This is a genomic window from Natronococcus sp. JC468 (assembly GCF_012163165.1).
Taxonomy (GTDB): domain Archaea; phylum Halobacteriota; class Halobacteria; order Halobacteriales; family Natrialbaceae; genus Natronococcus; species Natronococcus jeotgali.
This window is the reverse complement of the sequence record NZ_JAAVUO010000011.1, coordinates 34014-58068: the sequence shown is the minus strand read 5'-3', so window position 1 is coordinate 58068 and position 24055 is coordinate 34014. Positions and strand designations below refer to the sequence as shown.

The following is a 24055-nucleotide window of genomic DNA, read 5'->3' as shown; positions in this document are numbered from 1 at the left end:
GGGCGACGTGAACGGTGGAGTATGGACGCGCCGACGCCGGTTTCCGTCGTCCTTCCGACGACGGGATGGAACGACGCCTGCGAGCAGGTCGCCGACCAGCTCCGACCGGACGACGAACTGCTCGTCGTCTGCGACGAGTACCGCGAGTCGGTCGCCGACTGCGCCGAGGCCCGCGACGGCGTCCGTTCGATCGTCGCGGGCGAGCCCGAGGGCTGCTCCGGGAAGGCCAACGCGATCGCGGCCGGGATGGAGGCCGCCGACGCCGAACGGATCGTCTGGACCGACGACGACTTCTTCCACCCGCCCGACTGGCTCGAGGGGTTGCGGACCGACTACGACCGCCGGGGACCGACCTCCGAGCTCCCGGTGTTCGTCGGCCGCGACCCGCTCGCCGCGGCGCTCGAGCCGTCCCACGCGATCAGCGGAACGCTCGCCGTCTCCCTCGCGAACGTCCCGTGGGGCGGGTCGCTCGTCTTCGAGCGCGCGGACCTCGACGACGAGCAGCGGTTTCTCGACGAGCTCCGACGGACGGTCAGCGACGACGGCCTCCTCTCGGAGCACGTCGAGTTCACCACGGTCGGGCGAACGCGGCGCGTCGCGATCGGCGGCTCGACCCGCGAAACCCTCGAGAACCAGGCCCGGTTCGTCAAGATCGTGCGGTACCACGGTCCGACGGGAACCGCCGTTCAGGGGGTACTCGCGGCCGCGCTGACCGTCGCCTGCGCGCTGTTTCCGCTTCCGATGCTGGCGCTGACGACGCTCTGGACGGCCGCGATCTACGCCGCGTTCGGCATCCGGCGGTGGACGTTCCTCGCGGCCTACCCCGTGGCGCTGGCGGCGATCCCCCTGCTCGCCTACGGGCTGGCGCGCCGAACGTTCGTCTGGGGCGGGCGACGCTACCGGTGGGACGGGAAGTTCGACGTCGCGGTCGAACCGGCGTAGGCCGCCCGTCCCGATCGACGCCCGTCTCACCGTCGCCGAAGACACTCTCATCGCCGGAGCGGTCACGCGTCCGGAGTGACGCCATCGCGAGGACGTGACGGGTCGGGCCATCGCGTTCTCCCCGGAACGGCCCCGGAAGTCGCATACGCAAGGCAAACCACCACAACGGACACTCTCGTCTGTCTTTCCAGATAATGACAGCGACCAGAGAGTGCGACGACTCGGCGGAGCGTTCGGATTCAGTGGACGACCGACCAGGCGTTCGCTCGGTGCTAACCGACGACGAAGGCCGACCGCGCCGCGTGATGACCGACGGCGGAGAGGAGCAACTCGAGGACGAGGAAGAGACGGAAGACGACGAAGCCGACGAAGCGGAAGACGAGGAAGAGGCGGAAGACGACGAAGCGGAAGACGAGGGAGAGGTAGAAGACGAAGAGACCGACGAAGACGAAGAGGAGGAAGCCGACGAAGGGGAGGAGGAACCCGAAGCCGAGGAAGACGAGGAGGACGAGGAAGACGAGGAAGACGAGAAAGCACCCGTCGGCCACGAGCTCGAGGCCGAGGAGTCCTACGAGGACGACGACGCCGCGAACGTGCTCCACCTCGATCTCGAGGGGCTGTTCCTCGACCTGCTCGGCCTCGAGGTCAACCTGGATCCGGTCGTGCTCAACGTCTCGGCCCGTCCCGGGGAGAACAACCTGGTCGGGAACCTCCTGTCGGCGGTCTCCGGCCTGCTCGACGGCTCCCAGGAGCTGCTGGGCGGCGTCCAGTCGCTGCTCGAGAAGCCCGCCGACGCGCTGTCCTCGATCGTCGACCGCTCGCGAGAGGCGCTGACCTCCCTGGTGAGCAAGCCCCGGGAGTTCGTCAGCGCGCTGCTGGGCGGCGACGAGGACGCCGAGGAAGGCGAGGACGCCGAGGGAGACGGCGACGAAAGCGAGGCGGACGACGAGGACGCCCAGGGCCGCATCTCCTCGGCCATCGAGACGATGACCGACAGCATGCGGGGGCTGATTCCGGACCTCCCCGTCGAGGAGTTCATCGCCACGGTGATCCGCGAGATCCTCCAGGCGCTGATCGACCAGCTCGAGGGCGACGAATCGTCGACCGACCAGAACGGCGACGCGGAGGCGAGCGCGTAACATGAGCGAGGAACCCCAGTCGCTGACCGACCAGATCGACTACGACGAGATCGGCGAGAACCTCCAGCTCGAGGAGCTCGTCGAGGGCACCCAGTGGGAGGACGAACTCAGCGAGGACGAGCCCCTCGGGGAGACGTTGGGCGGCCTGATCGGCGCGATCGTCGGCCGGAAGATCGGCGAGCAGGCGGGTCGAGCGATCGGCGACCTCGTCGTCGAGGAACTGCTCAGCTCCGGGGACGGAGGCGACGAGGACGACGCCGACTCCGAAGCGGACGAGGAGGATGCGGAGGCAGACGGCGACGAGGACGAAGACGACGAAGGCGGTGATAGCGAGGACTCGGACGACGAGGGCGAGGACTCTGACGACGAGGGTGACGACCAGAACGCGGACGGCGAGGGCGACGATACCGAGGGATCGAACGGCGAGGACGAAAGCGACGAGGACGGAGGAGAGTAGCCGTGCCGCCGTGTTCACTGCGCCGAGTGACGCGAGGTGAGCGCGATGAGTGACGACGACGACGGCGGACTGAAACAGCTGGTCACCGACGAGGTCACCGAACAGGTCGACGTCGCCGATCTGCTCGGGGACGGCAGCCTCGAGGACAACCTCGATGGCGGCGAGGTCGGCGCGGCCGTCGGCCGTCAGTTCGGCGAACAGCTCGGCCGCGAGATCGGGGCGACGATCGGCGGTAACGTCCAGGACGCGCTTCGACGGGGAATCGAGAACGGCAAGAGCCTCCGCGAGCTCGTCGCCGACCTCGTGGCCGCGATCCGCGCGGCGATCCGCGAGGCGATCGACAACGTCCTCGGACGGGACGTCCTCTCGTCGGCGACCGACGCGTTGACTGACGGCGAAGCGGAAGACGAGGACGAAGGGGACGTCCTCTCGTCGGCGACCGACGCGTTGACTGACGGCGAAGCGGAAGACGAGGACGAAGGGGATGGCGACGCCGAACCGACGGAAGAGGAGCCCGAGGACGACGAGAGCGCCGAGGACGCGACCGACGAAAGCGATAAGCCCGACGACGACGAAGGCGAAGCGGAGGAACCCGAGGAGCCGTCGGTCGAAGAGCTCGAGGATCTGCGCCGGGAGACCCTCGAGGACTTCCTCGGCGTGATGTCCTATCAGGACCTGCAGTCGGTCGCCAAGGACGTCGGCGTCAAGGCCAACCTCAGCCGCGAGGAGATGAGCGAGAAGATCATCGAGGCCGTCGCGGACGAGGACGCCGATTCCGACGGCGACGGAGACGACGCCGGCAGCAACGACGATTCGGACGACGAGGACGACGGCTAACGCAGCTCCATCCGTTCCCCTACCCCGACCATGACTGACGACCTCTACGACCGGATTACGGCGACCCTCGACGACGCCAGCACGGAAAGCGGCGCCCTCGCCGTTCCCGAGGACGGCGACGGTGACGGCGCCGACGACGACCTGCTCGAGCTGGCCGAGGAGGCGGCCGACATCCTCGAGGAGACCGACCCTCGGACGCTGCTCGAGGCCGTCGGGCTGGGAACCCTCGAGGACGGCACCGAGCCCGAGACCGTCCCCGAGGCGATCACCAAGGGCCAGCCCGACCGCGTCGAGGAGCTCCGGCGGCTGGTCCGACTCGCGAAACTCGCCGACCGATCGGAGGGTGGAGAGCTCGGCGACGTGATCGACGGGCTCCGCGAGGCGACCGGCGACGAGGACGACGCCGATTCCGAAGCGGACGAGGAGGATGCGGAGGCAGACGGTGACGAAGGCTCCGAGGACGAGGAGTCGACGGACGGCGACGAAAACGCGGACGAGACGGCCGACGAGGAGTCGACGGACAACGATGAAGACGGGGACGGGGCGCCCGACGGGGAGTCGACGGACGCGGCCGACGAGCTCGAGGAGCGCCTCCGGGACGCCGTGGGCTCGTCGTTCGAGGAGTTCGGCGCCGACCTCGAGTCGGTGCGGGACCAGCTGGCTGCGGCCGCGGGTGCCGACGACGGTTCGGACGAGGGCGACGAGGAGGACGGACTTCTCGACTCCGCCGGGGATCTGCTGGATTCCGAGGACGGCGACGGAGACGAGGGCGACGACGATGAGGAAGACGATGACGATGACGACGATGATGACGGCCTGCTGGGCTCCGACGACGGTCTCGGCTCGAGCGATTCCTCCCGGTACTCGACGATGGCGCCGCCGCCCAACAAGCGGGCGGACATGAACGCGGTCAAGCGCCACTCGACGATGCCGAAACGCAACCGGTAGCGATCGCCGACGGACCGTATCTCTTTGGCACTCGCCCCCTTAGACCCGGATATGTACGAGTCGATCCTCGTCGCGACCGACGGGAGCGAGGCGGCCTCGGTGGCGGTCGAACACGCGATCGAACTCGCGGACCGACTCGGCGCGACGCTGTACGGCGTCGCCGTCGTCGAGACCCGAACCGAGTACGACAACGCCATCGTCGATCCCGACGAGGTCGAGAGCCACCTCCGCGAGCGAGCCGCGGCGTCGCTGACGACCCTCGAGGAGCGGGCCGCCGGGGCCGAGGTCCCGGTCGAGACAGCGGTGCGGGTCGGGGTCCCCCACGAAGAGATCGTTACCTACGCCGACGACTGTGACGCCGACGCGATCGTTATCGGCGCTCGCGGCCGATCGTCGTTCAAGGGCGCCCTGCTCGGCAGCACCGTCGACGCCGTCGTCAGGCTCGCGACCCGACCGGTGCTGGTCGTCGGCGACGGGTGAGGAGTTTTATTCCTCCTTCGAGTACCGTTTTGCGAATGCACGACTGGATCGACAGCTACGACGAGCGGGACTGGCAGACCACCGAGGAGGGTACCGTCCGCTACGCGCTGATCGGACTCGGCTGGTGGACCGTCGACGTCGCGATCCCGGCGATCGAGGACTCCGATCTCGGCGAGGTATCGGTGCTGGTCAGCAGCTCGACCGAGAAGGCCGAACGGCTCGCCGAGGAGAACGGCGTCGAGCGCGGGATCAGCTACGACCAGTACCACGACGGGGCGGCGAGTGACGCCTACGACGCCGTCTACGTCGGCACCCCGAACGCCTTCCACCTCGAGTACGCCGAGACGGCCGCCGAGCTCGGCAAGGCCGTCCTCTGCGAGAAGCCGATGGAGGCGACCGTCGAGCGGGCCGAACGGATGGTCGAGGCCTGCGAGGACGGCGACGTTCCGCTGATGATCGCCTACCGGATGCAGACCGAGCCTGCGGTCCGACGGGCTCGAGCGCTCGTCGAGTCGGGCTTTCTCGGCGAGCCCGTCTCGGTCTACGGGGCGAACGGCCAGCCGCTGCTCGAGATGAACCCCGATCCCGACCAGTGGCGCCTCGATCCCGACCTCACGGGGTACGGCACCTCGGTGATGGATCTGGGGATCTACTCGATCAACACTACCCGGTACCTGCTCCGGCGGGAGCCCGTAAGCGTCGCCTCGCGGATGTCCTCACACCACGAGGCGTTCGCCGACGTCCCCGACGAGCGCGCGTCCTCGTCGCTGCTGCTCGAGGACGACGTTCACATGATTACGACCTCAAGCCAGCGCACCCACGAGGACACCCACCTGAAACTGACCGGAACCGAGGGGACGATCGAGCTCGACCCGGCGTTCCACGGCGAGGCGACCCTGAAATGCTCCCGCGGCAACGTCTCCGTCGAGGTCGAACACGGCGGGTTCGACGCACAGACGGAGGTCCGGGAGGTGTTCGACTACTTCGCGGACCGCGTGCTGACCGGTGCCGAGATCTACCCCGACGGTCGCCACGGCCTCGTCGATATGCGGATCGTCGAGGCGATCCACCGGGCCGCTGACGAGGGCGCCCCGATCGAATTCTAGCACCGAGGGGACGGCGTTTGCCGGGGCGGCAACGGACCGGAGCTACCCGGTCTTGTAGACGCCTCGAGCGTCCGCCACGCGAGTCCCGTCGTCGGCGGAGACGGCCACGTCGACGACGCCGACGTCGTTCCCGCACCGGACGACGTCGGCCTCGGCGGAGAGGTCGCCGGCGCCCGCCGCGAGGTAGTCGATGCGCATGTCGACCGTCGGCACGGGCTGGTCGACCAGCGAGACCAGCGCCGCGCCGCCGACGGTGTCCGCGAGCGTGAAGGTGACTCCGCCGTGGGCCAGCAGCTCGTCCGCGTTCCAGGAGAGGTCCTCGGTCACCTCGAGGGTCCCCTCTGCGTGGCCGTCCGCACACTCGGTGACGTCGATCCCCAGCAGGTCGGCGAACGGCATCCCCTCGAAGAAGGCCTCGGCGTCCATGCCATGAGATAGCATATCAGTCGTAATAAGCGTGGTTACTCGGCGAGTGTCCCGCGATCGACTTCCCGTCGTTGGATCGCTACCGCGACGCGCTCGAGTGCTCACCGTCCCTCGTCCCTACCGTCGACCGGCGCCCCGACCGTCACGCTGTCGGGCTGGAGTTCGGTGGGGGTGAGGTCTCCGCTCTCTGCGTTACTCGAACTTCTCGAAGGGCTGCTCGCAGCCGTTACAGTAGTGCATCGACCGACAGAGCGACGGCCCCTTCGGGTGTTCGCGGACGGTGTTCGTCGATTCGCAGTACGGACACTCTGCGCCCGCGTCCTCGCCATCGGTCGTGACGCTCGGGTCTCGGCGCCGTCTCATACGCTCAGTCCGAACTCCTGCAGGTCGTCCTTTCCCCGTTCCGTCACCAGTTCGACGGACCAGGGGGGGCTCCAGACGAGTTCGAGGTGCACGTCCTCGATCCCCTCGACGGACGCTACCGCCGCCTCGATTTCGTCCGTCAGCATCTCGCGAGCGGGACAGCCCGAGTACGTCAGCGTCACCTCGAGGGTCGCGACTCCCTCCTCGACCTCGAGCCCGTAGACCAGCCCGAGGTCGACGACGCTGATCGGCATCTCGGGGTCCTCGACCGCGTAGAGGGCGTCCCAGACGCCGGCTTCGAGTCCCGTGGCCTCCGCACCGGTCGCGGGGAGGTCCGCGAGCGCGTCGCCCTCGCGGTAGTCGGTGTACGCACACGGCGTCGGGTCCGCGTCCGGCTCCGGAGTCTCGCTGTTCATTCCGGACTCTCCATGATTGTGGTGGTCTCGCTACGCCCGAGCTCTCGATACGTGTGGGTAAGCTCGGCGTGGAGGTCGAACCACGCGTCGGTGTGGGTGCCGTCCCGGCCGCGCTCCACGGGGAGCGCCTCCGCGGTGATCTCGAACGTATCGTCGTCGACCCGCGCGCCGACCGGGGGTTCGAGCCCAAGCGACTCGAGGGACGGCACCACCGTCGAGAGCCACGCCTCGCCGAGTTCCTCGAGGGTCGCGTCCCGGAGTCCGAGGTCGACGACCGCGGCTTCGGTCTCCTCGTCGACCGGTTCGAACAGCGTCAGCGCGTGCGGGAACAGCCGATCGAGGGCATCCTGCAGCCGTCGGCGTCCGTCCTCGTCCGCAGCGAGCCGTTCGAGCCAGTTCCGAGCGTGTTCGAGGTGGTAGGTCTCCTCCTGGCGAATCTTCCCGACGCGGTCGGCGATTTTCGGGTGGGACGAGTCCACGAGCGCCTCGAGCCGGAGCTCCTCGGCCGAATCGTAGAGGTACGACCGGAGGACGGCGTCGGCCCAGTCGCCCTCGGGGAAGGGCAGTTCGACGAGCGTGCTGTGCCGGAAGTCGCCGGGGTCGCGCTCGTAGACGAGGTCACGCTCCTCGAGGTCGAGGTCGCCGAGCACGTCGTACCAGAGACGCGCGTGGCCGAGTTCGTCCTGGGCGACGTTCGCCAGCGCGAGATCCGACTCGAGGGTCGGCGCCCGGACCTGCCACTCGGTGTAGCGTTCGGCCAGCACGAACTCGTCGTCGCCCAGGCGCTTCAGCAGAGCCTCGAGGGCCGCTCGCTCGCGTTCCTCGAGGTCGTCCGGATCCTCGAAGCTCATCGGTCGTCACCCCTCCGTCGCTCGGCGGTCGCCTGTTCGTCCTCGGACTCGACGACCTCGCTCGCATCCCCGGCGGTCGTGTTGTACGCCGTCGCCCACCGGTAGCTCCTGTCGGTCGCCCCGCCGAAGGCGACCTCGTCGGCGCCGATCTCGCCGATTTCCTCCCGCGGGACGACCCAGAGGCTGTTCGTCGGCTTGCGTCGGCCGTGTTGAATCGCGGCGAACTGCCTGGCCATCTCGCGGTCGGGCGCGTGGACGTTCCCGCAGTGGGCGTGGTACCCTCCCGCCTTCTCCTGGCGGAACACTTCCCAGATCATGGTCAGTCGGCCGCCTGCGGCGCCGTTCTGTCGGCGGCTACCGCGTCGTCCTCGAGCGCGTCGCGAACCCAGCCGACGGCCTCCCGGGCGCGCCTGCGCTCGTCGATCTGACCGACCCCGGGCTCGTACTCGTTTTTCGCGATCGTGAAGAACTCGTCCCAGTCCAGGTCGTCCTCCTCGACCGCGTAGGTGCCGTCGTCGCGCTCGCGAATGCGCGGCTCGTCGGGGATCTCGAGGCCGTGCTTGCGAGCTTTGGGGATGTACTGGTCGAGGAAGGCGTCGCGGAGTTCGTCGTTGGACTGCTGTTTGAGCCCCACCGCGGCCGCGAAGTCGTGGTGGGTGCTGTCGTCGTCGGTCGGTCCGAAGAACTGGATGATGCGGGGCCACCACTCCTCGAAGGCCGCCTGGGTCAGTCGCCGCTCCTTGCGCGATCCCGTCATCAACGCCGTGAGGATGTCCTCGCCGTGTTTGACGTGAAAGCCCTCCTCGAAGCAGACCTTGTCCATCGCGTGGGCGTAGGGCTCCCAGCTGGTTCGCCGCAGCGTCGCCTGCCGGCGCATCGCCGCGCCGTCGACGAAAAACGAGATCATCGGCACCTCGACCCAGCTCTCGAGGGGGTAGTGAAAGCAGTTCAGGAACTTCCCGTCGCCGTTCGCGAGGTCGTCGAGCATCTCCTCGCGGCTTTTGACCCCGAGCGTCTCCGCGGCGCGGTACAGCAACTGAGCGTGGCCGATCTCGTCTTGCGTCTTCGCGGAGAAAGCCAGCTTCCGGTCGATGCTCGGCGCCTGCCGGATGAACGGCCGCTCGAGGTACGCCCCCATGATCTCACTGTTGGCGTGGAACTCGATCATCCGGGTCGCAGCCTCCCGGTACTCCCGCGGTAGCTCGTCGGCGGGGCTGAAGGCCCTGGGCCCCGCGCGCTCCTCGATTGCGTCCAGGTCCATGTCATTATAAACCGGGATAGACCCGCCCTTAGCACTTGACCGCCACATGACGTGGCTTTAAGTCCGAACGGCGGGAAGAACCGAACCGATTCGCCGTGATCGAGGACTGTCTCGCGGTGGAGTTCGAGGTCCGACACGACGACTGTCCGCTCGCGGAGGCGACCGCGGCGACGGGCGCCGAAATCGACGCGCGTCCCCCGCAGCGACGCAGCGACGGGCACGACCTCCTCCAGTTCGAGGCGTCGGCGTCGGATCGGCTCGCGCGGGTCCTCGAGGACGACGAGCGGATCTCCTACCTCTACGTCTCGCGGACAGAGGGCCGCTCTCGGTACCGCTGTCTGTCGAAACACCCCTGCGTCGTCCGCCGGCTGATCGACGGCGGGCTCATCGTCGAGACGCTGCGCTACCGCGACGGCGCGGCGCGGATCGGCGGGGCCGTCGTCGGCCGCGACGTTCTCAAGGGGGTGATGGAGGCGGCCGGGGAGACCGTCGGCGTCACCCTCGAGCGCGTCTACCCCCTTGAGGCCGAGACGGTCGAGTCTCCGGCCCGCCGGTGGGAGCTGACGCCGGCGCAGAAGGCGTGTCTCCGGGCCGCCCTCGAGGCGGGCTACTTCGAGATTCCGCGCGAGGCCAGCTCCGAGGACGTCGCGGCGGAGCTGGGGATCAGCAAGTCGGCGTTTCTCGAACGGCTCCGGCGGGCGGAGGCGACGCTGTTCGACGGGATATTCGGCTAGCCGTCCCGGCCTCGGCGGGCGATTCTCGAAGTAAATTATTTATACTGAGGTTTTGATGAGTGTCGCATGGCCTACAGCTACGAGCCCCACTACTTCGAGGACTTCGAGGAGGGCCAGACCTTCGAGAGCGTCGGGCGGACGGTAACCGAGGCCGATTTCGTCATGCACTCCGCGTTAGCCGGGGATTGGACGGAACTGCACACCAACGCGGAGTACGCCGAGGACAGCGCGTTCGGCGAGCGTATCGCCCACGGCCCGATGACCTTCGTCCAGGCGACCGGGTTCGTCTACCGAACCGGAATCGTCGAGCGGACCGCGTTCGCGTTCCTCGGGATGAACTACATGGATCTGCCGAACCCGGTCTACATCGGCGACACGCTCTCGCTCGATATCGAAGTCACCGAGACCAAAGACGCCGGGAGCCGCGACGACGCCGGGCTGGTCGTACTGGACACCGAGATGACCAATCAGGACGGTACGGTCGTCTTTCAGGGCGACATGAAGTTCCTCATCAAGACCGCGGAGTGACAGGCGACCGGAGTCGGAGCCGCTCCCCGATTTCGGCTCGCCCGTCGATCCGGGCGGGCATCGTTCCGCCTCGGACTGATTGCTCCAGACCGAACATTTACTTCCGCCCTCAGTGTGGGTAGCCGTAATGTCACTGCTCGTTCCGTTCGACGGTTCGGTGCTCGCTCGCAAGGCCCTCGAGCGCGCCTCGACGTTCGGCGACCTCCTCGAGGAGGAGGTCGTCGCCCTGACCGTGATCCCCGACGACGAGGGGTACGCTCGCGATCGGGGCTGGATCGGCGAGGGAGAGCCGTTCGACGCCGAAGCGATCGCTTCGGGGATGCAACGCCGGGTCGAGGACGTCGCGCCGGAGGCGACGTTCCGGGTCGAGCGCGTCAACTCCGACGAGCCGACCGCGACCGCGACGACGAACGTCGTCCGCGAGATCAAACGGATCGCCGGCGAGCTCGGCGCCAGCGTCGTCTTCATCGGCTCGGAGAACGCGGGATCGGTGATCTCGCCGCAGTCGAGCGTCGGCAGCCCCGTCGCGAACGACCACCGCTACGACGTCTACGTCGTTCGTCACTCCGAGTCCGAGGCCGACGACATCGAGGACGTCGACTCCGTCCGGTCGTAGCGCTCCCGACGGGGCGGCCGGAGGAACGTTTATTCGACTGAGCAACCTCGGGTCAACTAAGACATGGTCGACCGCAACGGGTGGGACGCCGATCCGTCGGTGCCTACCGGTCCGTCCCACGACCCGCCCGCGTCGTTCGTCGAGCAGGCGAACGTGACCGACGAGGCCATCCACGAGGCGTTCGAGCGGGAGTGGCCCGACTGCTGGAAGCGGGCGGCCGACCTGCTCTCCTGGGACCGCGAGTACGATACCGTCCTCGACGAGGGCGAGGCCCCCTTCTACGAGTGGTTCTCCGGGGGGAAGCTCAACGCTTCGTACAACTGTCTGGACCGACACCTCGAGGCGGGCCGGAAGACCCACGCGGCGATCCGGTGGGAGGGAAAGCGCGGCGAGCGCGAGACCTACACCTACCAGGATCTGGCGACGGCGGTTAACGAGTTCGCGGCGACGCTGCTGGATCTCGGCGTCGAGGAGGACGATATCGTCACGCTGTACCTGCCGATGATTCCGGAGCTGCCGATCGCGATGCTCGCTTGTGCACGCATCGGCGCGCCCCACTCGGTGGTGTTCGCGGGGCTGTCCGCGGACGCGCTCGCGACCCGGATGGACGCCGCCGACAGCGAGTACCTGGTGACCTGCGACGGCTACTACCGCCGGGGCGACGCGTTCAACCAGAAGAGCAAGGTCGACAACGCCCTGATCTCGCTCGAGCAGGACGTCGAGACCGTCGTCGTCGATCGACTCGGCGAGGACCTCCCTCACGTGCTCGGCGAGCGGGAGTACGACTACGACGAGCTGGTCGCGGCTCACGCCGGCGAGACGGTCGAGCCCGTCACGCGGGACGCCGAGGATATGCTCTTTCTGATGTACACCTCGGGGACGACGGGCGAGCCCAAGGGCGTCGTCCACACCACGGGCGGGTACCTCGCACACGTCGCCTGGACCTCGCGGGCGGTGCTCGACGTCAAACCTGCGGACACCTACTGGTGTGCGGCCGACATCGGCTGGATCACGGGCCACTCTTATATCGTCTACGGGCCGCTGGCGCTGGGCACGACGACGGTGATGTACGAGGGCACCCCCGACTACCCCGACCGGGATCGGCTCTGGGAGATCGTCGAGAAGAACGCCGTCGACGTCTTCTACACCGCGCCGACGGCCATTCGAGCCTTCATGAAGTGGGGCGAGGAGTACCCCGAGAAACACGACCTGTCCTCGCTGCGCCTGCTCGGGACCGTCGGCGAGGCGATCAGCGCCCGCCCGTGGCGCTGGTACCGCGAGCACATCGGCGGCGGGGAGGCGCCGATCGTCGACACCTGGTGGCAGACCGAGACGGGCGCGATCACGGTCTCGACGCTGCCGGGCGTCGACGGGATGAAACCCGGCTCCGCCGGCCCCGCCCTGCCGGGGATCGACGCTCGAGTCGTCGACGCCGAGGGCGAGGAGGTCGACCCCGGCGAGACGGGGTATCTCACGATCGCCCGACCGTGGCCCGGGATGGCCCGCACCCTCTACGACGGCGACGACCGCTTCCGGTCGGAGTACTGGAGCCAGTTCTCCGATCCCGACGACGACCGCTGGTGGTACTTCAGCGGCGACGCGGCGACGATCGACGACGACGGCTATATCACCGTCCTCGGCCGGGTCGACGACGTGATCAACGTCTCCGGGCGCCGGCTGAGCACGATGGAGATCGAGGGCGCGATCACCGGCGTCGACGGCGTCGTCGAGGCCGCAGTCGTCGGGCGCTCGAGCGACGGCGACACCGAGATCTACGCCTACGTTAGTACGGAGGCCGGCTGCGATCCCGACGGAACCCTCCGCGAGCGGATCGTCGAGAGCGTCGAGTCCTCGATCGGTCCCATCGCCACCCCCGCCTCCGTGGTGTTCACCCCCGAGCTGCCGAAGACCCGCTCGGGCAAGATCATGCGTCGCCTGCTCGAGGACGTCGCGAACGACAACCAGCTGGGCGATACGAGCGCGCTGCGAAACCCCGAGATCGTCGGCGAAATCCAGTCCTCGGTCTGGACCGAGTAAACGTTCGCGTACACGACGATCGCGAACGGCAGACGTGGCCACAGTTCGAGGGGAAAGCGGAGTATCAGTCGCTTACTCGACCGATGCCGATACAGTTATTTTCGCGCGTTCAAAATACTCGAAACGTGAGTCTCGAGGAGCCCGAACCCGAGTCCGCCGCGCTCTCACGCGAGGGGTACGAGTCGCTTCTCGACGCCGCCGAAACCTACCGGGAGGCGCTCGTCGTCCGCTGTTGTGGCGAGGTCGGGCTCCGCCCGGCCGAACTCGCGGACGTGACTCCGGGAGCGATCGACCGGGTGCGGACCGACCCGCCCCGATACCTGCTCCGACTCTCCGACTCGCGGGTCGCGTATCTCCCGACGTCCCTCGAGCGAGAGCTGCGGCGGTACGTCCGGAGTAACGGGATCTCGAGCGACGAGCCCGTCTTTTCGGTCTCGGCCCGACGGCTCCAGATGCTCGTCGCCGAGGTCGCCGAACGCGCCGGCGAGCGGTTCGACGAGCCGACCCTCGCGTCGGTCTCGACGGAGGACCTCCGGCGGTACTTCCTCGAGACCGCGCTGACCGACCACGGAATCAACCCGCTGGTCGTCAAGCGGGTCGGCGGCTGGAGCAGCTTCGAGGCCCTCGAACCCTACCTCTCGAGCGCGACCGACGACGAGATCGTCGAGGAGTTCGCCGCCGCGGAGGCGAACCCGAACCGCGACTCGGGCGGCGAACGGACGGCGAGCGACGGGAGCGTCGTGCGGTCGCTGCTGACCGCGAGCGACCGCTGCGCGCTGGTCAGGCTCGACTCCGACGGCTACGTCGATCGGTGGAACCGCAGCGCCGAGTCGACGTTCGGGTACTCCGCCGGCGATATCGTCGGCACCCACGTCTCGGCGCTGTACGCCGACGAGGCGATCGAGCGGGGTCTGCCCGGCCGGGCGCTCACCCGCGCCCTCGAGGAAGCAAGCTACGAGGACGACGACTGGTTCGTTCGCGAGGACGGGAGTCGGTTTCGCGCGGTCGCGGTCGTCACGCCGCTGCGCGACGACCGACACCGCTCCCGGGGGTTCGCCCTGCTTGTCTGTGACGTCTCGCAGCACCACGAGCGCCTCGAAGAGGTTCGATCGGATCGCGAGGACCTCGAACGGACGTCCGACGTCGCCGCGCGCTACCGGGCGCTGACGGACGCGCTGCTCGAGGCGACGAGTCACGAGGAAGTCGAGACCGCGACCTGTACCGTCCTCGCCGACGGCCGAACCTACGACGCCGCCTGGATCGACCGGACGACCCACTCGGACCGCCGCGGCGAGTGGCGGACGGCCGGCGGGCTCGACGCCGACGAGGTCGATCGCCTCGTTCCCGACGAGTGGGGCGAACCGCGATCCTCGGCTCGGAACCGGCATCCGAACGGAACGGACGTTTCGGAGAGCGACGACCCGGGAACCGGGATCGCCGAGGCGACCGGAACCGGGGCGGTCGCGGTCGCGACGGGGATCGAAGCGACGGTTGCGGACGGCTCCTTCGCGGGTCGCGTCGCGGCCGTCCCGGTGTGGTACGGCGACACCGTCTACGGGCGGTTGACGGTCGCGACCGAGCGCGCGGCGGCGTTCGACGAGACGGAGCGAGCCTGGCTCGAGACGATCGGCCGACAGGTCGGATACGCCGTCGCCGCGATCCGGCGGCGCAACCTGCTGCTGTCGGATCGCGTGGTCGAACTCGAGTTCGTCTGCCGGGACGAGGACTCCTTTTTCGTCGAGACGAGTCGGCGGTTCGACTGTCGCGTCGAACTCGACTCGCTGGTACCGCTCTCGGATTCGACACAGCTGTACTACGTCCGCCTCGAGGGAGTGTCCCCGGCCGACGTCTTCGAGCGCGCGGAGGCGGTTCCGGGGATCGACGACTGTCGGCTCATCGAGACCTACGAGGACGCCTGCCGCCTCGAGTTCGTCGTCGAGGGGGCCTCGCCGACGCTGACGCTGACCGAGTACGGCGTCACCGTCCGCGAGGCGCGCTTCGAGGAGGGGGCCGGAACGATCGTCGCCGAGTGCGCGGCCGACGCCGACATCCGGACGATCGTCGCCGGACTCCGGTCGGCGTTTCCCGACTCGGAGCTGGCCGGCAAACGCGAGACCGAACGCCCGGTCCAGACGGGTCGGGAGTTCCGGGAGGGGCTCGAGGAGCGACTGACCGACCGCCAGGAGGCCGCCCTGCGGGCGGCCTACTCCGGCGGGTACTACGACTGGCCCCGCGAGAGCACGGCCGAGGAGATCGCCGACGCAATGGGCGTCTCCTCGCCGACGCTGCACAGCCACCTCCGCAAGGGCCAACGCGAGCTGTTGCGGACCTTCTTCGACGATCCCGCCGACGAGTAGCCGTCGACGATCGACGAACGGATCGACGACGAGAACCTAGATCTTTAGCGTCCCCTCGCAGTCCGCCGATCCCGCCGCGCGGTCGCGACCGCCGCGTCGTCGGTCGTCCGGGTCGAACCACCGATCGACGCTCCTTCCACACGATATTTGTTGAAAATAGAACTGTCGTCGCCGCGTTCCGTGGCGTCTGGAGGGATCGTTTTGTACAACTAGAGGCAGGCTTTACTATGGCTGTTGTTCACTGAGTGGTTGTACCATGTCACAGGACGACGTTAGTCTCGAGGCGCGGCTCGAGGAGCAGGACACCTTCGAGCCGCCCGAGTCGTTCGTCGAGCAGGCGAACGTAACGGACGAGGGGATCTACGAGGAGTTCGAGGAGAACTGGCCGGAGTGTTGGGAGGGGGCAGCCGACCTGCTCTCCTGGGAGCGGGAGTACGACACTGTTCTCGACGAGGGCGAGGCCCCCTTCTACGAGTGGTTCTCGGGCGGAAAGCTCAACGCCTCTTACAACTGCATCGACAGACACGTCGAGTCGGGCGACGGCGACCGAACCGCCGTCGAGTGGGAGGGCGAACTCGGCGAGACCCGCTCGTACACCTACGAGGAGCTGCTCGAGGAGGTCCAGGCCGTCGCCGCGACGCTCCGGGACCTCGGCGTCGAGGAGGACGACGTCGTCACGCTGTACATGCCGATGATCCCGGAGCTGACGATCGCGATGCTGGCTTGCGCCCGTATCGGCGCGCCCCACTCGGTGGTGTTCGCCGGCTTCTCCGCCGACGCGCTCGCGACCCGGATGAACTCCGCCGACAGCGAGTACCTGCTCACCGCCGACGGCTACTACCGCCGCGGCGACGCGCTCGATCACATCTCGAAGACCAACGAGGGCCTCGAGGACGTCGACCACGAGACGACGACGGTCGTCGTCGACCGCCTCGGCGACGACCTCGACCACTCGCTCGAGGACGGCCAGCACGACTACGAGGAGCTGGTCGACGACAACCGCGGCGAGACGGTCGAGCCCGTCACGCGGGACGCCGAGGATATGCTCTTTCTGATGTACACCTCGGGGACGACGGGCCAGCCCAAGGGGGTCAAGCACACGACCGCGGGCTATCTCGCCTACACGGCCTGGACCTCTCAGGCGGTGCTCGACCTCGAGCCCGGCGACACCTACTGGTGTTCGGCCGACATTGGCTGGATCACGGGCCACTCCTACATCGTCTACGGGCCGCTGGCGCTGGGCACGACGACGGTGATGTACGAGGGCACCCCCGACTACCCGGAGAAGGACCGATTCTGGGAGATCGTCGAGAAGAACGAGGTCGACGTCTTCTACACCGCGCCGACCGCGATCCGGGCGTTCATGAAGTGGGGCAAGGAGTACCCCGAGAAACACGACCTGTCCTCGCTGCGCCTGCTCGGGACCGTCGGCGAACCGATCAACCCCCGTGCCTGGAAGTGGTACTACAAGCACATCGGCAACGAGGACTGTCCCATCGTCGACACCTGGTGGCAGACCGAAACCGGCGGCCACATGATCACCACGCTGCCGGGAGTCAACGAGATGAAACCCGGCTCCGCCGGACCCGGCCTGCCCGGCGTCGACGCGCGGATCGTCGACGCGCAGGGCGAAGAGGTCGACGCCGGCGAGGCCGGCTACCTCACCGTCCAGAAGCCCTGGCCCGGAATGTTGCGCACGCTCTACCGGAACGACGACCGCTTCATCGAGGAGTACTGGGAGGAGTACTCCGACCCCGACGCCGACGAGTGGGTGTACTTCCCCGAGGACGGCGCGAAGATCGACGACGACGACTACATCACCGTCCTCGGCCGGGTCGACGACGTGATCAACGTCTCCGGCCACCGGCTGGGAACGATGGAGATCGAGAGCGCCATCGTCGGCGTCGAGGGCGTCGCCGAGGCCGCCGTCGTCGGCGGCGACCACGAGGTGAAAGGCGAGGCCGTCTACGCCTACGTCATCACCGAGGACGGCTACGAGGGCGACGACGACCTCTCCGAACAGATCGTCGAGGGCGTCGTCGACGCCATCGGCCCGATCGCGAAACCCGAGGAGGTCGTGTTCACGCCCGAACTCCCCAAGACCCGCTCGGGCAAGATCATGCGTCGCCTGCTCGAGGACATCGCCAGCGGCAACGAACTCGGTAACACGTCGACGCTCCGGAACCCGGAAGTCGTCGACGACATCCAGCAGCAGGTCGAATCGAACTGACGAGTTCCCTCCGAGGGGAATTCTTCGAACACCGAAAACACGTGGTCGACACGCGACACGCGCGACTATGCCAGAGAAAACCAACCACGACACGGACGACTCCCGCGACATTGCAACCGACGGCGGACTGAGCGATGTCGAACGAGAACAGCAGATCGACTACATGGACGTCGAGATCAACCTTCTGAAGCCGGCGACTCCCTTCATGCGGGATCACCTTCGGATCATCTGGACCGGCTTCGCCATCTGGGTGTTGACGACGTTCGCGCCGATTACGGCGACGCGTCTCGCGCCCGATCTCATGACCAGCCAGATGCCGTTGATCGGATTCCCATTACACTACTTCCTGCTCGCGATCGTCGGGCCGGGGGCGGCGCTCGTCCTCTCGGTCTGGTACGCGCGCAAGCGGGATCAGATCGACGACAAGTACGGTATCGAACAGGGCGTCGTCGAGCCGGAGACGACCGATTCCGTCCCGGACGACGCGGCGGCAACTGACGGAGGTGTCGAGGAATGATCGACGGCGCTCCGTTGCTGGCGGATCTCGCGGCCGGCGCGACGGACGGGATCGTGCTGCAGACTGACGAAGGGCTGCTCCCGGAGGGACTCAACGTCTCGTTCAAACCCGTCCCGTCGGTCATCGTCATGGGGATGATGCTCCTGTTCATCGTCGCCGGCTTCATGTTCAAGGTCGCCGACACCGACGACATGTGGGTCGCCGGCCGTTCGATCGGGAACATCGAGAACGGGATGGCCATCGGGGCCAACTGGATGTCTGCGGCGACGTACCTCGGCGTGGCAGCCACCGTCGCCATCTCCGGCGTCTATGGGCTGGCGTACGTCGTCGGCTGGACGACGGGGTATTTCATCCTGCTGATCTTCATGGCCGCCCAGATGCGGCGGTTCGGAAAGTACACTGCCCCGGACTTCGTCGGCGACCGCTTCAACTCCGACACCGCGCGCGCCCTCGCGGCGATCACCACGTTCCTGATCGGGTTCGTCTACGCGCTCGGACAGGCCCGCGGGATGGGACTCGTCGGAATGTACATCCTCGGCGACTGGTCGGCGCTCACCGGCGGTGCGCTGTCGGCCTACCAGACGATGATGATCGTCTTCATGGTGATCACCGTCGGCTACCTGTCGCTGTCGGGAATGCTCGGCGCGACCAAGAACATGGTCCTGCAGTACGTCATCCTCATCGTCGCGTTCCTGCTCGGACTTCTCGCCACCGGCTGGTCGGCGGGGTACACGACGATCCTCCCCCAGCTCGAGTACGGGATGATGATCGACGGTCTCGCCGCCGAGTTCTCGGAGCCGTTCGCCGGCGGGAGCTACTACCTCTGGATTGCGACGTGTTTCAGCCTGGTCTTCGGGACGTGCGGACTGCCCCACGTGCTGGTCAGGTTCTACACGGTCAAAAACGAGCGCGTGGCCCGCTGGTCGTGCACCTGGGGGCTGTTTTTCATCTCGCTGCTGTACCTGAGCGCGCCCGCCTTCGCCGCGATCGGCACCGCGCTCTACGGTGAGGAGATCGGCGCCGTCTACGGCGATCCCGGCATGACCGGCGCCGCCGGCGACGTCCTCGTCGTGCTGGCCGCACAGCTCGCCGAACTCCCCTCCTGGTTCGTCGGCTTCGTCGCGGCGGGCGGGATCGCCGCGGCGGTCGCGACGACGGCCGGGCTGTTCATCGCTGCCTCCTCGGCGATCTCCCACGACATCTACGCGAACATCATCAACGAGGACGCGACCCAGCGCCAGCAGGTGCTTGTCGGCCGTCTGAGCATCATCCTGATCGGTCTGCTCACGATCGTCTTCGCGATGAACCCCCAGCAGCCGATCGCGGCCCTGGTCGGATTCGCGTTCTCGCTGGCGGCTATCGTGCTGTTCCCGATGTTCTTCCTCGGGCTCTGGTGGGAGAACACGAACCGACCGGGTGCGCTCGCCGGCATGACGACCGGTATTATCGTCTGGTTCATCCCCATGTTCAACGAGGGGAACTTCGGCCTCATTGAGGGCGGACTCGGCATCGACGTTATCGCGACGTGGATGCCGGCCATCGGGTCGGCGCTCATCGGCACGCCGATCGTGTTCGCGGTCACGATCATCGTCTCGCTGGTGACCACCGAGCCGCCGCTCGAGACCAAACAGATGGTCCGGCAGTGTCACAGTCCCGACCCGATGCCGAGGGACAAGACGGCCGCCGACATCGTCGCCGAAAAGAACGGAAGCGGAAACACCCCCGCAGACGACTAACCGATGTACGAACGCATACTCGTTCCGACAGACGGCAGCAAGGTCGCTGAGGCAGCGGTCGAACACGCGATCGATATCGCCGAGCGCTACGGCGCCGACGTCCACGCGATATTCGTCGCCGACACCGACGCGATCGCGTACGGGCTGGGAACCGAACAGGTCGATCGGATCCGTCAGGGCCAGTTCGAGGGGATGACGGAGCTTCGGGAGGATGCCGAGGAGGCGACAGGGTACGTCACGGAGGCGGCCGAGGCCGCCGGCCTGACCGCCTACGAACGCCACGCCGGCGGCCAGCCCCACCGACTGATCGCCGACTACGCCGAGGACAACGACATCGATCTCATCGTGATCGGCAGTCACGGCCGCTCTGGCGTCCGCCGGGCGCTGCTCGGGAGCGTCACCGAACGGGTGCTCCGGTCGACGCACGTTCCGGTGCTGGTCGTCGACTACGAGCCCGACGACTGAGCGGACGCAAGACTGAGGTTTCACCGAACCCACGCTCTCGACATGAGACGGCCACGATCCACGCACGCCGGAGGGCCGACGCGATGAGCGTCGTCGATCGCGTGCGCGAACACGTCGCCGAAAACGGAACCGGCATGCTGTACGACCTGCTGTTCGCCGTCGTCTGGGTCGCGCTCGTGAGCTTCCTGTTCGATTTCGTCTTCACGAGCGCGCCCACGTGGGCCTTCTACATGTTCATGGCCGCGGGGATTCCGGCGTACTTCGGGTTCTTCTTCTCGCTCGAGACGGCCAAGCGACAACGCGACTGAGCGAGATCGCCCGTAAGGGTGCTACGGCGGAACGGGTCCGCGGTTCAGTCGTCGCCCCTGGCCTCGATCGCCCGCTGTCGCAGGCGGAAACACAGGAGGGCGGCGCCGCCGAAGATGATCGGCGTCAGCAGGTCCTGCGGCGATCCGGACAGGGCGGGGAGGACGCTCATTCCGGCCATTACGGCGAACAGCAGCGCCAGCAACCCGGCGATCGGAACGATGAACCCGTCCGTGACCGTCGTCCACCCCTCGTCGTTCGGTTCGTTGCTCATACGCACCGTCGGCCGTGTGTTACCTAATAACTACGCGTTCCGACCGTGGCTTTCTGCCCGTTCGCAGCGACCGTCGACCGGCGGCTGCGCCGAAAGCGAAACCCCCTAACCGTCGCCCGAACTCCTCGTACCCATGCACAACGATAGCGAGGTCGCCGTCCTCCGACTCGGCCACCGGCCCGGCCGGGACGAGCGGATGACGACCCACGTCGGGCTGACGGCGCGTGCGCTCGGGGCCGACCGCGTCTGGATCCCCGACAACGCCGGCCAGTCCCTCGAGACCGTCGTCGACATCACCGACCGGTTCGGCGGTCCCTTCGAGGCCGAACTGACCGACTCGCCCCAGGCCCGAATCCGAGACTGGGAGGGGCGGGTCGTCCACCTCACGATGTACGGCGAGCGAATTCAAGACGTCGAAGCGGAGATCCGTTCGGCCCGGGAGGACGACCGGGAGCCTCTGCTGGTCGTCGTCGGCTCAGAGAAGGTGCCGTTCGACGTCTACGAGGCCGCCGACTGGAACGTCGGCGTCACCAACCAGCCCCACTCCGAGGTGGCGGGTCTGGCCGTGTTTCTCGACAGGCTGTTCGAGGGCCGCGAACTCGAGCGCGAGTGGGTCGACGCCGACCGCGAGGTGATCCCGATGGAGACGGGCAAGCGCGTCGAACCCGCCGAGGAGTCCTAGAGCAGCCCGATCTCCCAGAGGACCGTCAGCACGGCGACGAGGATCCCGAGCAGTCCGGCGATGAGTGTCTTCCGCGAGTCGTCCATACCATCGGCGTGATACCGAGCCGGCATATGCTTTGTCTCTATTCAATATATGGTGAATTTAAATCGATTCTCGAGCTACGGCTCGAGCGGGCCCAACAGTCCCAGCGGTCGGTGGAGTCGACGGCCGACCGCGCGGACGACCGATCGAATCATTGCCGCCGTCCCGGTCTCCGACTCGTCGAGGACGTAGCCCGTGCCGACCCGCTCGAGCCGAAACCTGGCGATCCGTCGCGTCGTCGCTCAAAAGACTTAATGGGCCGATCGCGCTACGTGTAGGCAATGGCTTTTGAGGACCTGCTCGAGGATCCGGTCATCCAGAAGTACTTGCACGAGCTGGTCGGTCCCACGGGGATGCCCGTCGCGGCGGCGCCGCCGGACGGGGAAGTGACCGACGAGGAGCTCGCCGAGGAGCTGGATCTCGAGTTGAACGACGTCCGGCGCGCGCTGTTTATTCTCTACGAGAACGACCTCGCCAGCTACCGCCGACTGCGCGACGAGGACTCGGGCTGGCTCACGTACCTCTGGACCTTCGAGTACGACAACATCCCCGAGAACCTCGAAGAGGAGATGTACCGACTTCACGACGCCCTGGAGGATCGCCGGGAGTACGAGCGCAACCACGAGTTCTACCTCTGTGAGATCTGCTCGATCCGCTTCGAGTTCGGCGAGGCGATGGACTTCGGGTTCGAGTGCCCCGAGTGTGGCTCGCCGGTCGAATCGATGGACAACGATCGCCTGGTCGACGCGATGGACGACCGCCTCGACGCCCTCGAGGACGAACTGAACATCGACGCGGACGCCTGATGGTCGTACTCGCAACCAAGCTCTACGTCGAGGGAAGCGCCCGCGAGCGCGCGACCGACTCGCTTCGCTCGCTGATCGGCAACGAGATCGGCGAACTCGACGTCGCGTTCGACCTCTCGATCCGGGACGACGACTTCCCCGAGGTCGCCCTCGAGGGCGAAGACGCCGTCGTCGCGGGTAACGTCCTCCGCGAGGAGTTCGGCGAGATCGTCCCCGAACTCGAGCCCGGCGAGACGTACGTCGGGACGCTCGAGTCCTGGAACGACGAGGGGTTCGTCCTCGACGCCGGCCGTCCGATCGAGATCCCGGCCGACGAACTCGGACTCGGCCCCGGCTCGCCGACCCAGATCCGCGAACGGTACGGGCTGATCCAACACCTCCCGCTGCGGTTCCTCTACCGCGAGGACGAGCCGCCCCGCCTCGCCGACGAGGAGCGCGACCGCCTCTACGAGTGGACCCGCGGCGACGGTCGGCTCAACGTCAACAGCGCCACGCGAGCCGAGGTCCGGGCGACGCTCAACCGCGCGGGCCACGCGCAGGACTACGTCACCGTCGAGCGCCTCGGCCTGCTCGAGCAGAGCGTGATCTGTACCGAGGGCACGGATCCGCCGGGCCTGCTGGCGAGCGTCGGCGAGTACCTCCCCGCGGAGCTGCGATGCGTCGTTCCCTAGCATGAATCGGCGGCTCGCTCTCGCGGCGATCGCGGTCGCGTTGCTCGCGATGACGGCCGGCTGCTCGGCGATCTTCGGCGGCATCTCCGACGAGGAGCTCGACCGCGACCAGGAGTACGACGATCTGCGGGACGGCGACGCCGACGTCGCCGTCGACGTCGAGAGCGGTAGCTTCCTCACCAGCGGCGAGTTCCGCGCGGTCTACGACCTCAACGAGACCGAGGAGCTGTCGCTGTACCGTTCGAGCCTCTACCGGGAGGAGGCCCTGGATGTCCACAGCGTCCGCTACTGGTATCCCAACGGAACCGAGGTAACCGGATCGGAACTCGAGATCGAGCAGGGTCGCTCGAGCACCGACGTCGCGGTGCCGGACGGAAACGGCACGCTCGCCTTCTCCGGGGACACCGGTAGCCGAACCTTCCAGCTGCCGGCGTACGTCTCCGGTTCCTACGAGGTGACGCTTCCCGCGGGGTATCGCACCACGAACTTCCTGTTCGGCGACGTCAGCCCCGGCGGGTACGAACGTGAGATCGTCGACGACCGGGAGCGACTGGTCTGGGACGAGGTCGATAGTACGATCTCGCTGCGGTACTACCAGACCCGAGACGTGCCGCTGTTCGCTGGCCTCGTGGGAGCCGTCGTCCTGCTCGGCGGCGCCGGCATGCTCTACTACTACCGGAAGGTCCAGCGGCTCCAGCAACAACGCGAGGAGATGGGGCTCGACGTCGAACTCGAGGACGACTCCGACGACGGGCCGCCGCCCGGATTGAAGTAGTCGACGCCGCC

At 67.5% G+C, this 24055-nt stretch carries 28 protein-coding genes; 21 read left to right on the top strand and 7 right to left on the bottom strand.

The window, feature by feature from the left end:
• Window positions 1–21: 21 nt before the first annotated feature.
• The 7 genes from GWG54_RS08820 (at window position 22) to gfo6 (ending at window position 5909) form a co-directional block, all read left to right on the top strand.
• Window positions 22–942, top strand: a complete 921-nt coding sequence (locus GWG54_RS08820) for a glycosyltransferase family 2 protein (protein ID WP_167937428.1) — start codon at window positions 22–24, stop codon at window positions 940–942.
• Between the two features lie 242 nt (window positions 943–1184).
• A complete protein-coding gene (locus tag GWG54_RS08815) occupies window positions 1185–2081 on the top strand; it encodes a hypothetical protein (RefSeq protein WP_167937427.1) in 897 nt (298 codons plus the stop codon).
• A gap of 1 nt (window position 2082) precedes the next feature.
• Window positions 2083–2538, top strand: a complete 456-nt coding sequence (locus GWG54_RS08810) for a hypothetical protein (RefSeq protein WP_167937426.1) — start codon at window positions 2083–2085, stop codon at window positions 2536–2538.
• Window positions 2539–2583: 45 nt separating this feature from the next.
• Complete coding sequence (locus GWG54_RS08805) at window positions 2584–3375, top strand: hypothetical protein (RefSeq protein ID WP_167937425.1); 792 nt, start codon at window positions 2584–2586, stop codon at window positions 3373–3375.
• A 30-nt stretch (window positions 3376–3405) separates the two neighbouring features.
• The gene (locus GWG54_RS08800) at window positions 3406–4323 is read left to right on the top strand and encodes a hypothetical protein (protein WP_167937424.1); all 918 of its coding nucleotides are present in this window, start codon (window positions 3406–3408) and stop codon (window positions 4321–4323) included.
• A gap of 51 nt (window positions 4324–4374) precedes the next feature.
• Window positions 4375–4803: a universal stress protein gene (locus GWG54_RS08795; RefSeq protein WP_167937423.1), complete on the top strand. Its 429-nt coding sequence runs from the start codon at window positions 4375–4377 to the stop codon at window positions 4801–4803.
• Between the two features lie 35 nt (window positions 4804–4838).
• Complete coding sequence (gfo6, locus tag GWG54_RS08790; RefSeq protein ID WP_167937422.1) at window positions 4839–5909, top strand: D-xylose 1-dehydrogenase Gfo6; 1071 nt, start codon at window positions 4839–4841, stop codon at window positions 5907–5909.
• A gap of 42 nt (window positions 5910–5951) precedes the next feature.
• Here the strand turns inward: gfo6 and GWG54_RS08785 are convergent, their stop codons facing one another.
• The 6 genes from GWG54_RS08785 to paaA all read right to left on the bottom strand — a co-directional run bounded on the left by GWG54_RS08785 (window position 5952) and on the right by paaA (window position 9226).
• Window positions 5952–6335, bottom strand: a complete 384-nt coding sequence (locus tag GWG54_RS08785; protein WP_167937421.1) for a PaaI family thioesterase — start codon at window positions 6333–6335, stop codon at window positions 5952–5954.
• Window positions 6336–6527: 192 nt separating this feature from the next.
• Window positions 6528–6698 carry a 1,2-phenylacetyl-CoA epoxidase subunit PaaE gene (gene paaE / locus GWG54_RS08780; protein WP_167937420.1) on the bottom strand — a complete coding sequence of 57 codons (171 nt, stop codon included), beginning with the start codon at window positions 6696–6698 and terminating at the stop codon, window positions 6528–6530.
• Window positions 6695–7114: a 1,2-phenylacetyl-CoA epoxidase subunit PaaD gene (gene paaD / locus GWG54_RS08775; RefSeq protein ID WP_167937419.1), complete on the bottom strand. Its 420-nt coding sequence runs from the start codon at window positions 7112–7114 to the stop codon at window positions 6695–6697. Before paaD ends, paaE begins: the two co-directional genes overlap by 4 nt.
• Window positions 7111–7965, bottom strand: a complete 855-nt coding sequence (paaC, locus tag GWG54_RS08770) for a 1,2-phenylacetyl-CoA epoxidase subunit PaaC (protein ID WP_167937418.1) — start codon at window positions 7963–7965, stop codon at window positions 7111–7113. The genes paaD and paaC overlap by 4 nt, the downstream gene beginning before the upstream one ends.
• Complete coding sequence (paaB, locus tag GWG54_RS08765) at window positions 7962–8282, bottom strand: 1,2-phenylacetyl-CoA epoxidase subunit PaaB (protein WP_167937417.1); 321 nt, start codon at window positions 8280–8282, stop codon at window positions 7962–7964. Before paaB ends, paaC begins: the two co-directional genes overlap by 4 nt.
• A gap of 2 nt (window positions 8283–8284) precedes the next feature.
• A complete protein-coding gene (gene paaA, locus GWG54_RS08760; protein WP_167937416.1) occupies window positions 8285–9226 on the bottom strand; it encodes a 1,2-phenylacetyl-CoA epoxidase subunit PaaA in 942 nt (313 codons plus the stop codon).
• A gap of 95 nt (window positions 9227–9321) precedes the next feature.
• On the opposite strand from paaA, the gene GWG54_RS08755 reads away from it, so the two are divergent.
• The 10 genes from GWG54_RS08755 to GWG54_RS08710 all read left to right on the top strand — a co-directional run bounded on the left by GWG54_RS08755 (window position 9322) and on the right by GWG54_RS08710 (window position 20754).
• Complete coding sequence (locus tag GWG54_RS08755; RefSeq protein ID WP_167937415.1) at window positions 9322–9960, top strand: helix-turn-helix domain-containing protein; 639 nt, start codon at window positions 9322–9324, stop codon at window positions 9958–9960.
• 66 nt (window positions 9961–10026) lie between these two features.
• Entirely contained in the window at window positions 10027–10488 is a 462-nt protein-coding gene (locus GWG54_RS08750; RefSeq protein WP_008426322.1) for a MaoC/PaaZ C-terminal domain-containing protein, read from the top strand.
• A gap of 127 nt (window positions 10489–10615) precedes the next feature.
• A complete protein-coding gene (locus GWG54_RS08745; protein WP_167937414.1) occupies window positions 10616–11104 on the top strand; it encodes a universal stress protein in 489 nt (162 codons plus the stop codon).
• Between the two features lie 63 nt (window positions 11105–11167).
• Window positions 11168–13141, top strand: coding sequence for an acetate--CoA ligase (gene acs / locus GWG54_RS08740; protein ID WP_167937413.1), 1974 nt, complete (start codon window positions 11168–11170; stop codon window positions 13139–13141).
• Window positions 13142–13266: 125 nt separating this feature from the next.
• Window positions 13267–15498, top strand: coding sequence for a bacterio-opsin activator domain-containing protein (locus GWG54_RS08735; protein ID WP_167937412.1), 2232 nt, complete (start codon window positions 13267–13269; stop codon window positions 15496–15498).
• 256 nt (window positions 15499–15754) lie between these two features.
• The gene (acs, locus tag GWG54_RS08730; protein ID WP_167937411.1) at window positions 15755–17728 is read left to right on the top strand and encodes an acetate--CoA ligase; all 1974 of its coding nucleotides are present in this window, start codon (window positions 15755–15757) and stop codon (window positions 17726–17728) included.
• A 67-nt stretch (window positions 17729–17795) separates the two neighbouring features.
• Complete coding sequence (locus GWG54_RS08725) at window positions 17796–18245, top strand: DUF4212 domain-containing protein (RefSeq protein ID WP_167937410.1); 450 nt, start codon at window positions 17796–17798, stop codon at window positions 18243–18245.
• On the top strand, window positions 18242–19981 hold the full coding sequence (locus GWG54_RS08720) for a cation acetate symporter (protein WP_167937409.1): 1740 nt from the start codon (window positions 18242–18244) through the stop codon (window positions 19979–19981). The genes GWG54_RS08725 and GWG54_RS08720 overlap by 4 nt, the downstream gene beginning before the upstream one ends.
• Before the next feature lie 3 nt (window positions 19982–19984).
• The gene (locus tag GWG54_RS08715) at window positions 19985–20446 is read left to right on the top strand and encodes a universal stress protein (protein WP_167937408.1); all 462 of its coding nucleotides are present in this window, start codon (window positions 19985–19987) and stop codon (window positions 20444–20446) included.
• Window positions 20447–20529: 83 nt separating this feature from the next.
• A complete protein-coding gene (locus tag GWG54_RS08710) occupies window positions 20530–20754 on the top strand; it encodes a hypothetical protein (protein ID WP_008426309.1) in 225 nt (74 codons plus the stop codon).
• Between the two features lie 44 nt (window positions 20755–20798).
• Here GWG54_RS08710 and GWG54_RS08705 read toward each other — a convergent pair whose 3' ends face one another.
• Window positions 20799–21026 (bottom strand): hypothetical protein, encoded by a 228-nt coding sequence (locus GWG54_RS08705; protein ID WP_167937407.1) that lies wholly within the window; start codon window positions 21024–21026, stop codon window positions 20799–20801.
• A 133-nt stretch (window positions 21027–21159) separates the two neighbouring features.
• On the opposite strand from GWG54_RS08705, the gene GWG54_RS08700 reads away from it, so the two are divergent.
• The 4 genes from GWG54_RS08700 (at window position 21160) to GWG54_RS08685 (ending at window position 24044) form a co-directional block, all read left to right on the top strand.
• The gene (locus GWG54_RS08700; RefSeq protein ID WP_167937406.1) at window positions 21160–21708 is read left to right on the top strand and encodes a tRNA (cytidine(56)-2'-O)-methyltransferase; all 549 of its coding nucleotides are present in this window, start codon (window positions 21160–21162) and stop codon (window positions 21706–21708) included.
• A gap of 365 nt (window positions 21709–22073) precedes the next feature.
• Entirely contained in the window at window positions 22074–22598 is a 525-nt protein-coding gene (locus tag GWG54_RS08695) for a transcription factor TFIIE subunit alpha (protein ID WP_008426300.1), read from the top strand.
• Complete coding sequence (locus GWG54_RS08690; RefSeq protein ID WP_167937405.1) at window positions 22598–23269, top strand: DUF2110 family protein; 672 nt, start codon at window positions 22598–22600, stop codon at window positions 23267–23269. Before GWG54_RS08695 ends, GWG54_RS08690 begins: the two co-directional genes overlap by 1 nt.
• Window position 23270: 1 nt before the next feature.
• Entirely contained in the window at window positions 23271–24044 is a 774-nt protein-coding gene (locus GWG54_RS08685; RefSeq protein WP_167937404.1) for a DUF5803 family protein, read from the top strand.
• The last annotated feature ends 11 nt before the right edge of the window (window positions 24045–24055 follow it).

Bases quoted from the DNA above. Each gene is read 5' to 3' on its own strand.
- GWG54_RS08820 (WP_167937428.1), top strand. From the start codon at position 22: ATGGACGCGCCGACGCCGGTTTCCGTCGTCCTTCCGACGACGGGATGG.
- GWG54_RS08810 (WP_167937426.1), top strand. From the start codon at position 2,083: ATGAGCGAGGAACCCCAGTCGCTGACCGACCAGATCGACTACGACGAG.
- GWG54_RS08805 (WP_167937425.1), top strand. From the start codon at position 2,584: ATGAGTGACGACGACGACGGCGGACTGAAACAGCTGGTCACCGACGAG.
- GWG54_RS08800 (WP_167937424.1), top strand. From the start codon at position 3,406: ATGACTGACGACCTCTACGACCGGATTACGGCGACCCTCGACGACGCC.
- GWG54_RS08795 (WP_167937423.1), top strand. From the start codon at position 4,375: ATGTACGAGTCGATCCTCGTCGCGACCGACGGGAGCGAGGCGGCCTCG.
- gfo6 (WP_167937422.1), top strand. From the start codon at position 4,839: ATGCACGACTGGATCGACAGCTACGACGAGCGGGACTGGCAGACCACC.
- GWG54_RS08785 (WP_167937421.1), bottom strand. From the start codon at position 6,335: ATGGACGCCGAGGCCTTCTTCGAGGGGATGCCGTTCGCCGACCTGCTG.
- paaE (WP_167937420.1), bottom strand. From the start codon at position 6,698: ATGAGACGGCGCCGAGACCCGAGCGTCACGACCGATGGCGAGGACGCG.
- paaD (WP_167937419.1), bottom strand. From the start codon at position 7,114: ATGAACAGCGAGACTCCGGAGCCGGACGCGGACCCGACGCCGTGTGCG.
- paaC (WP_167937418.1), bottom strand. From the start codon at position 7,965: ATGAGCTTCGAGGATCCGGACGACCTCGAGGAACGCGAGCGAGCGGCC.
- paaB (WP_167937417.1), bottom strand. From the start codon at position 8,282: ATGATCTGGGAAGTGTTCCGCCAGGAGAAGGCGGGAGGGTACCACGCC.
- paaA (WP_167937416.1), bottom strand. From the start codon at position 9,226: ATGGACCTGGACGCAATCGAGGAGCGCGCGGGGCCCAGGGCCTTCAGC.
- GWG54_RS08750 (WP_008426322.1), top strand. From the start codon at position 10,027: ATGGCCTACAGCTACGAGCCCCACTACTTCGAGGACTTCGAGGAGGGC.
- GWG54_RS08745 (WP_167937414.1), top strand. From the start codon at position 10,616: ATGTCACTGCTCGTTCCGTTCGACGGTTCGGTGCTCGCTCGCAAGGCC.
- acs (WP_167937413.1), top strand. From the start codon at position 11,168: ATGGTCGACCGCAACGGGTGGGACGCCGATCCGTCGGTGCCTACCGGT.
- acs (WP_167937411.1), top strand. From the start codon at position 15,755: ATGTCACAGGACGACGTTAGTCTCGAGGCGCGGCTCGAGGAGCAGGAC.
- GWG54_RS08725 (WP_167937410.1), top strand. From the start codon at position 17,796: ATGCCAGAGAAAACCAACCACGACACGGACGACTCCCGCGACATTGCA.
- GWG54_RS08720 (WP_167937409.1), top strand. From the start codon at position 18,242: ATGATCGACGGCGCTCCGTTGCTGGCGGATCTCGCGGCCGGCGCGACG.
- GWG54_RS08715 (WP_167937408.1), top strand. From the start codon at position 19,985: ATGTACGAACGCATACTCGTTCCGACAGACGGCAGCAAGGTCGCTGAG.
- GWG54_RS08710 (WP_008426309.1), top strand. From the start codon at position 20,530: ATGAGCGTCGTCGATCGCGTGCGCGAACACGTCGCCGAAAACGGAACC.
- GWG54_RS08705 (WP_167937407.1), bottom strand. From the start codon at position 21,026: ATGAGCAACGAACCGAACGACGAGGGGTGGACGACGGTCACGGACGGG.
- GWG54_RS08700 (WP_167937406.1), top strand. From the start codon at position 21,160: ATGCACAACGATAGCGAGGTCGCCGTCCTCCGACTCGGCCACCGGCCC.
- GWG54_RS08695 (WP_008426300.1), top strand. From the start codon at position 22,074: ATGGCTTTTGAGGACCTGCTCGAGGATCCGGTCATCCAGAAGTACTTG.
- GWG54_RS08690 (WP_167937405.1), top strand. From the start codon at position 22,598: ATGGTCGTACTCGCAACCAAGCTCTACGTCGAGGGAAGCGCCCGCGAG.
- GWG54_RS08685 (WP_167937404.1), top strand. From the start codon at position 23,271: ATGAATCGGCGGCTCGCTCTCGCGGCGATCGCGGTCGCGTTGCTCGCG.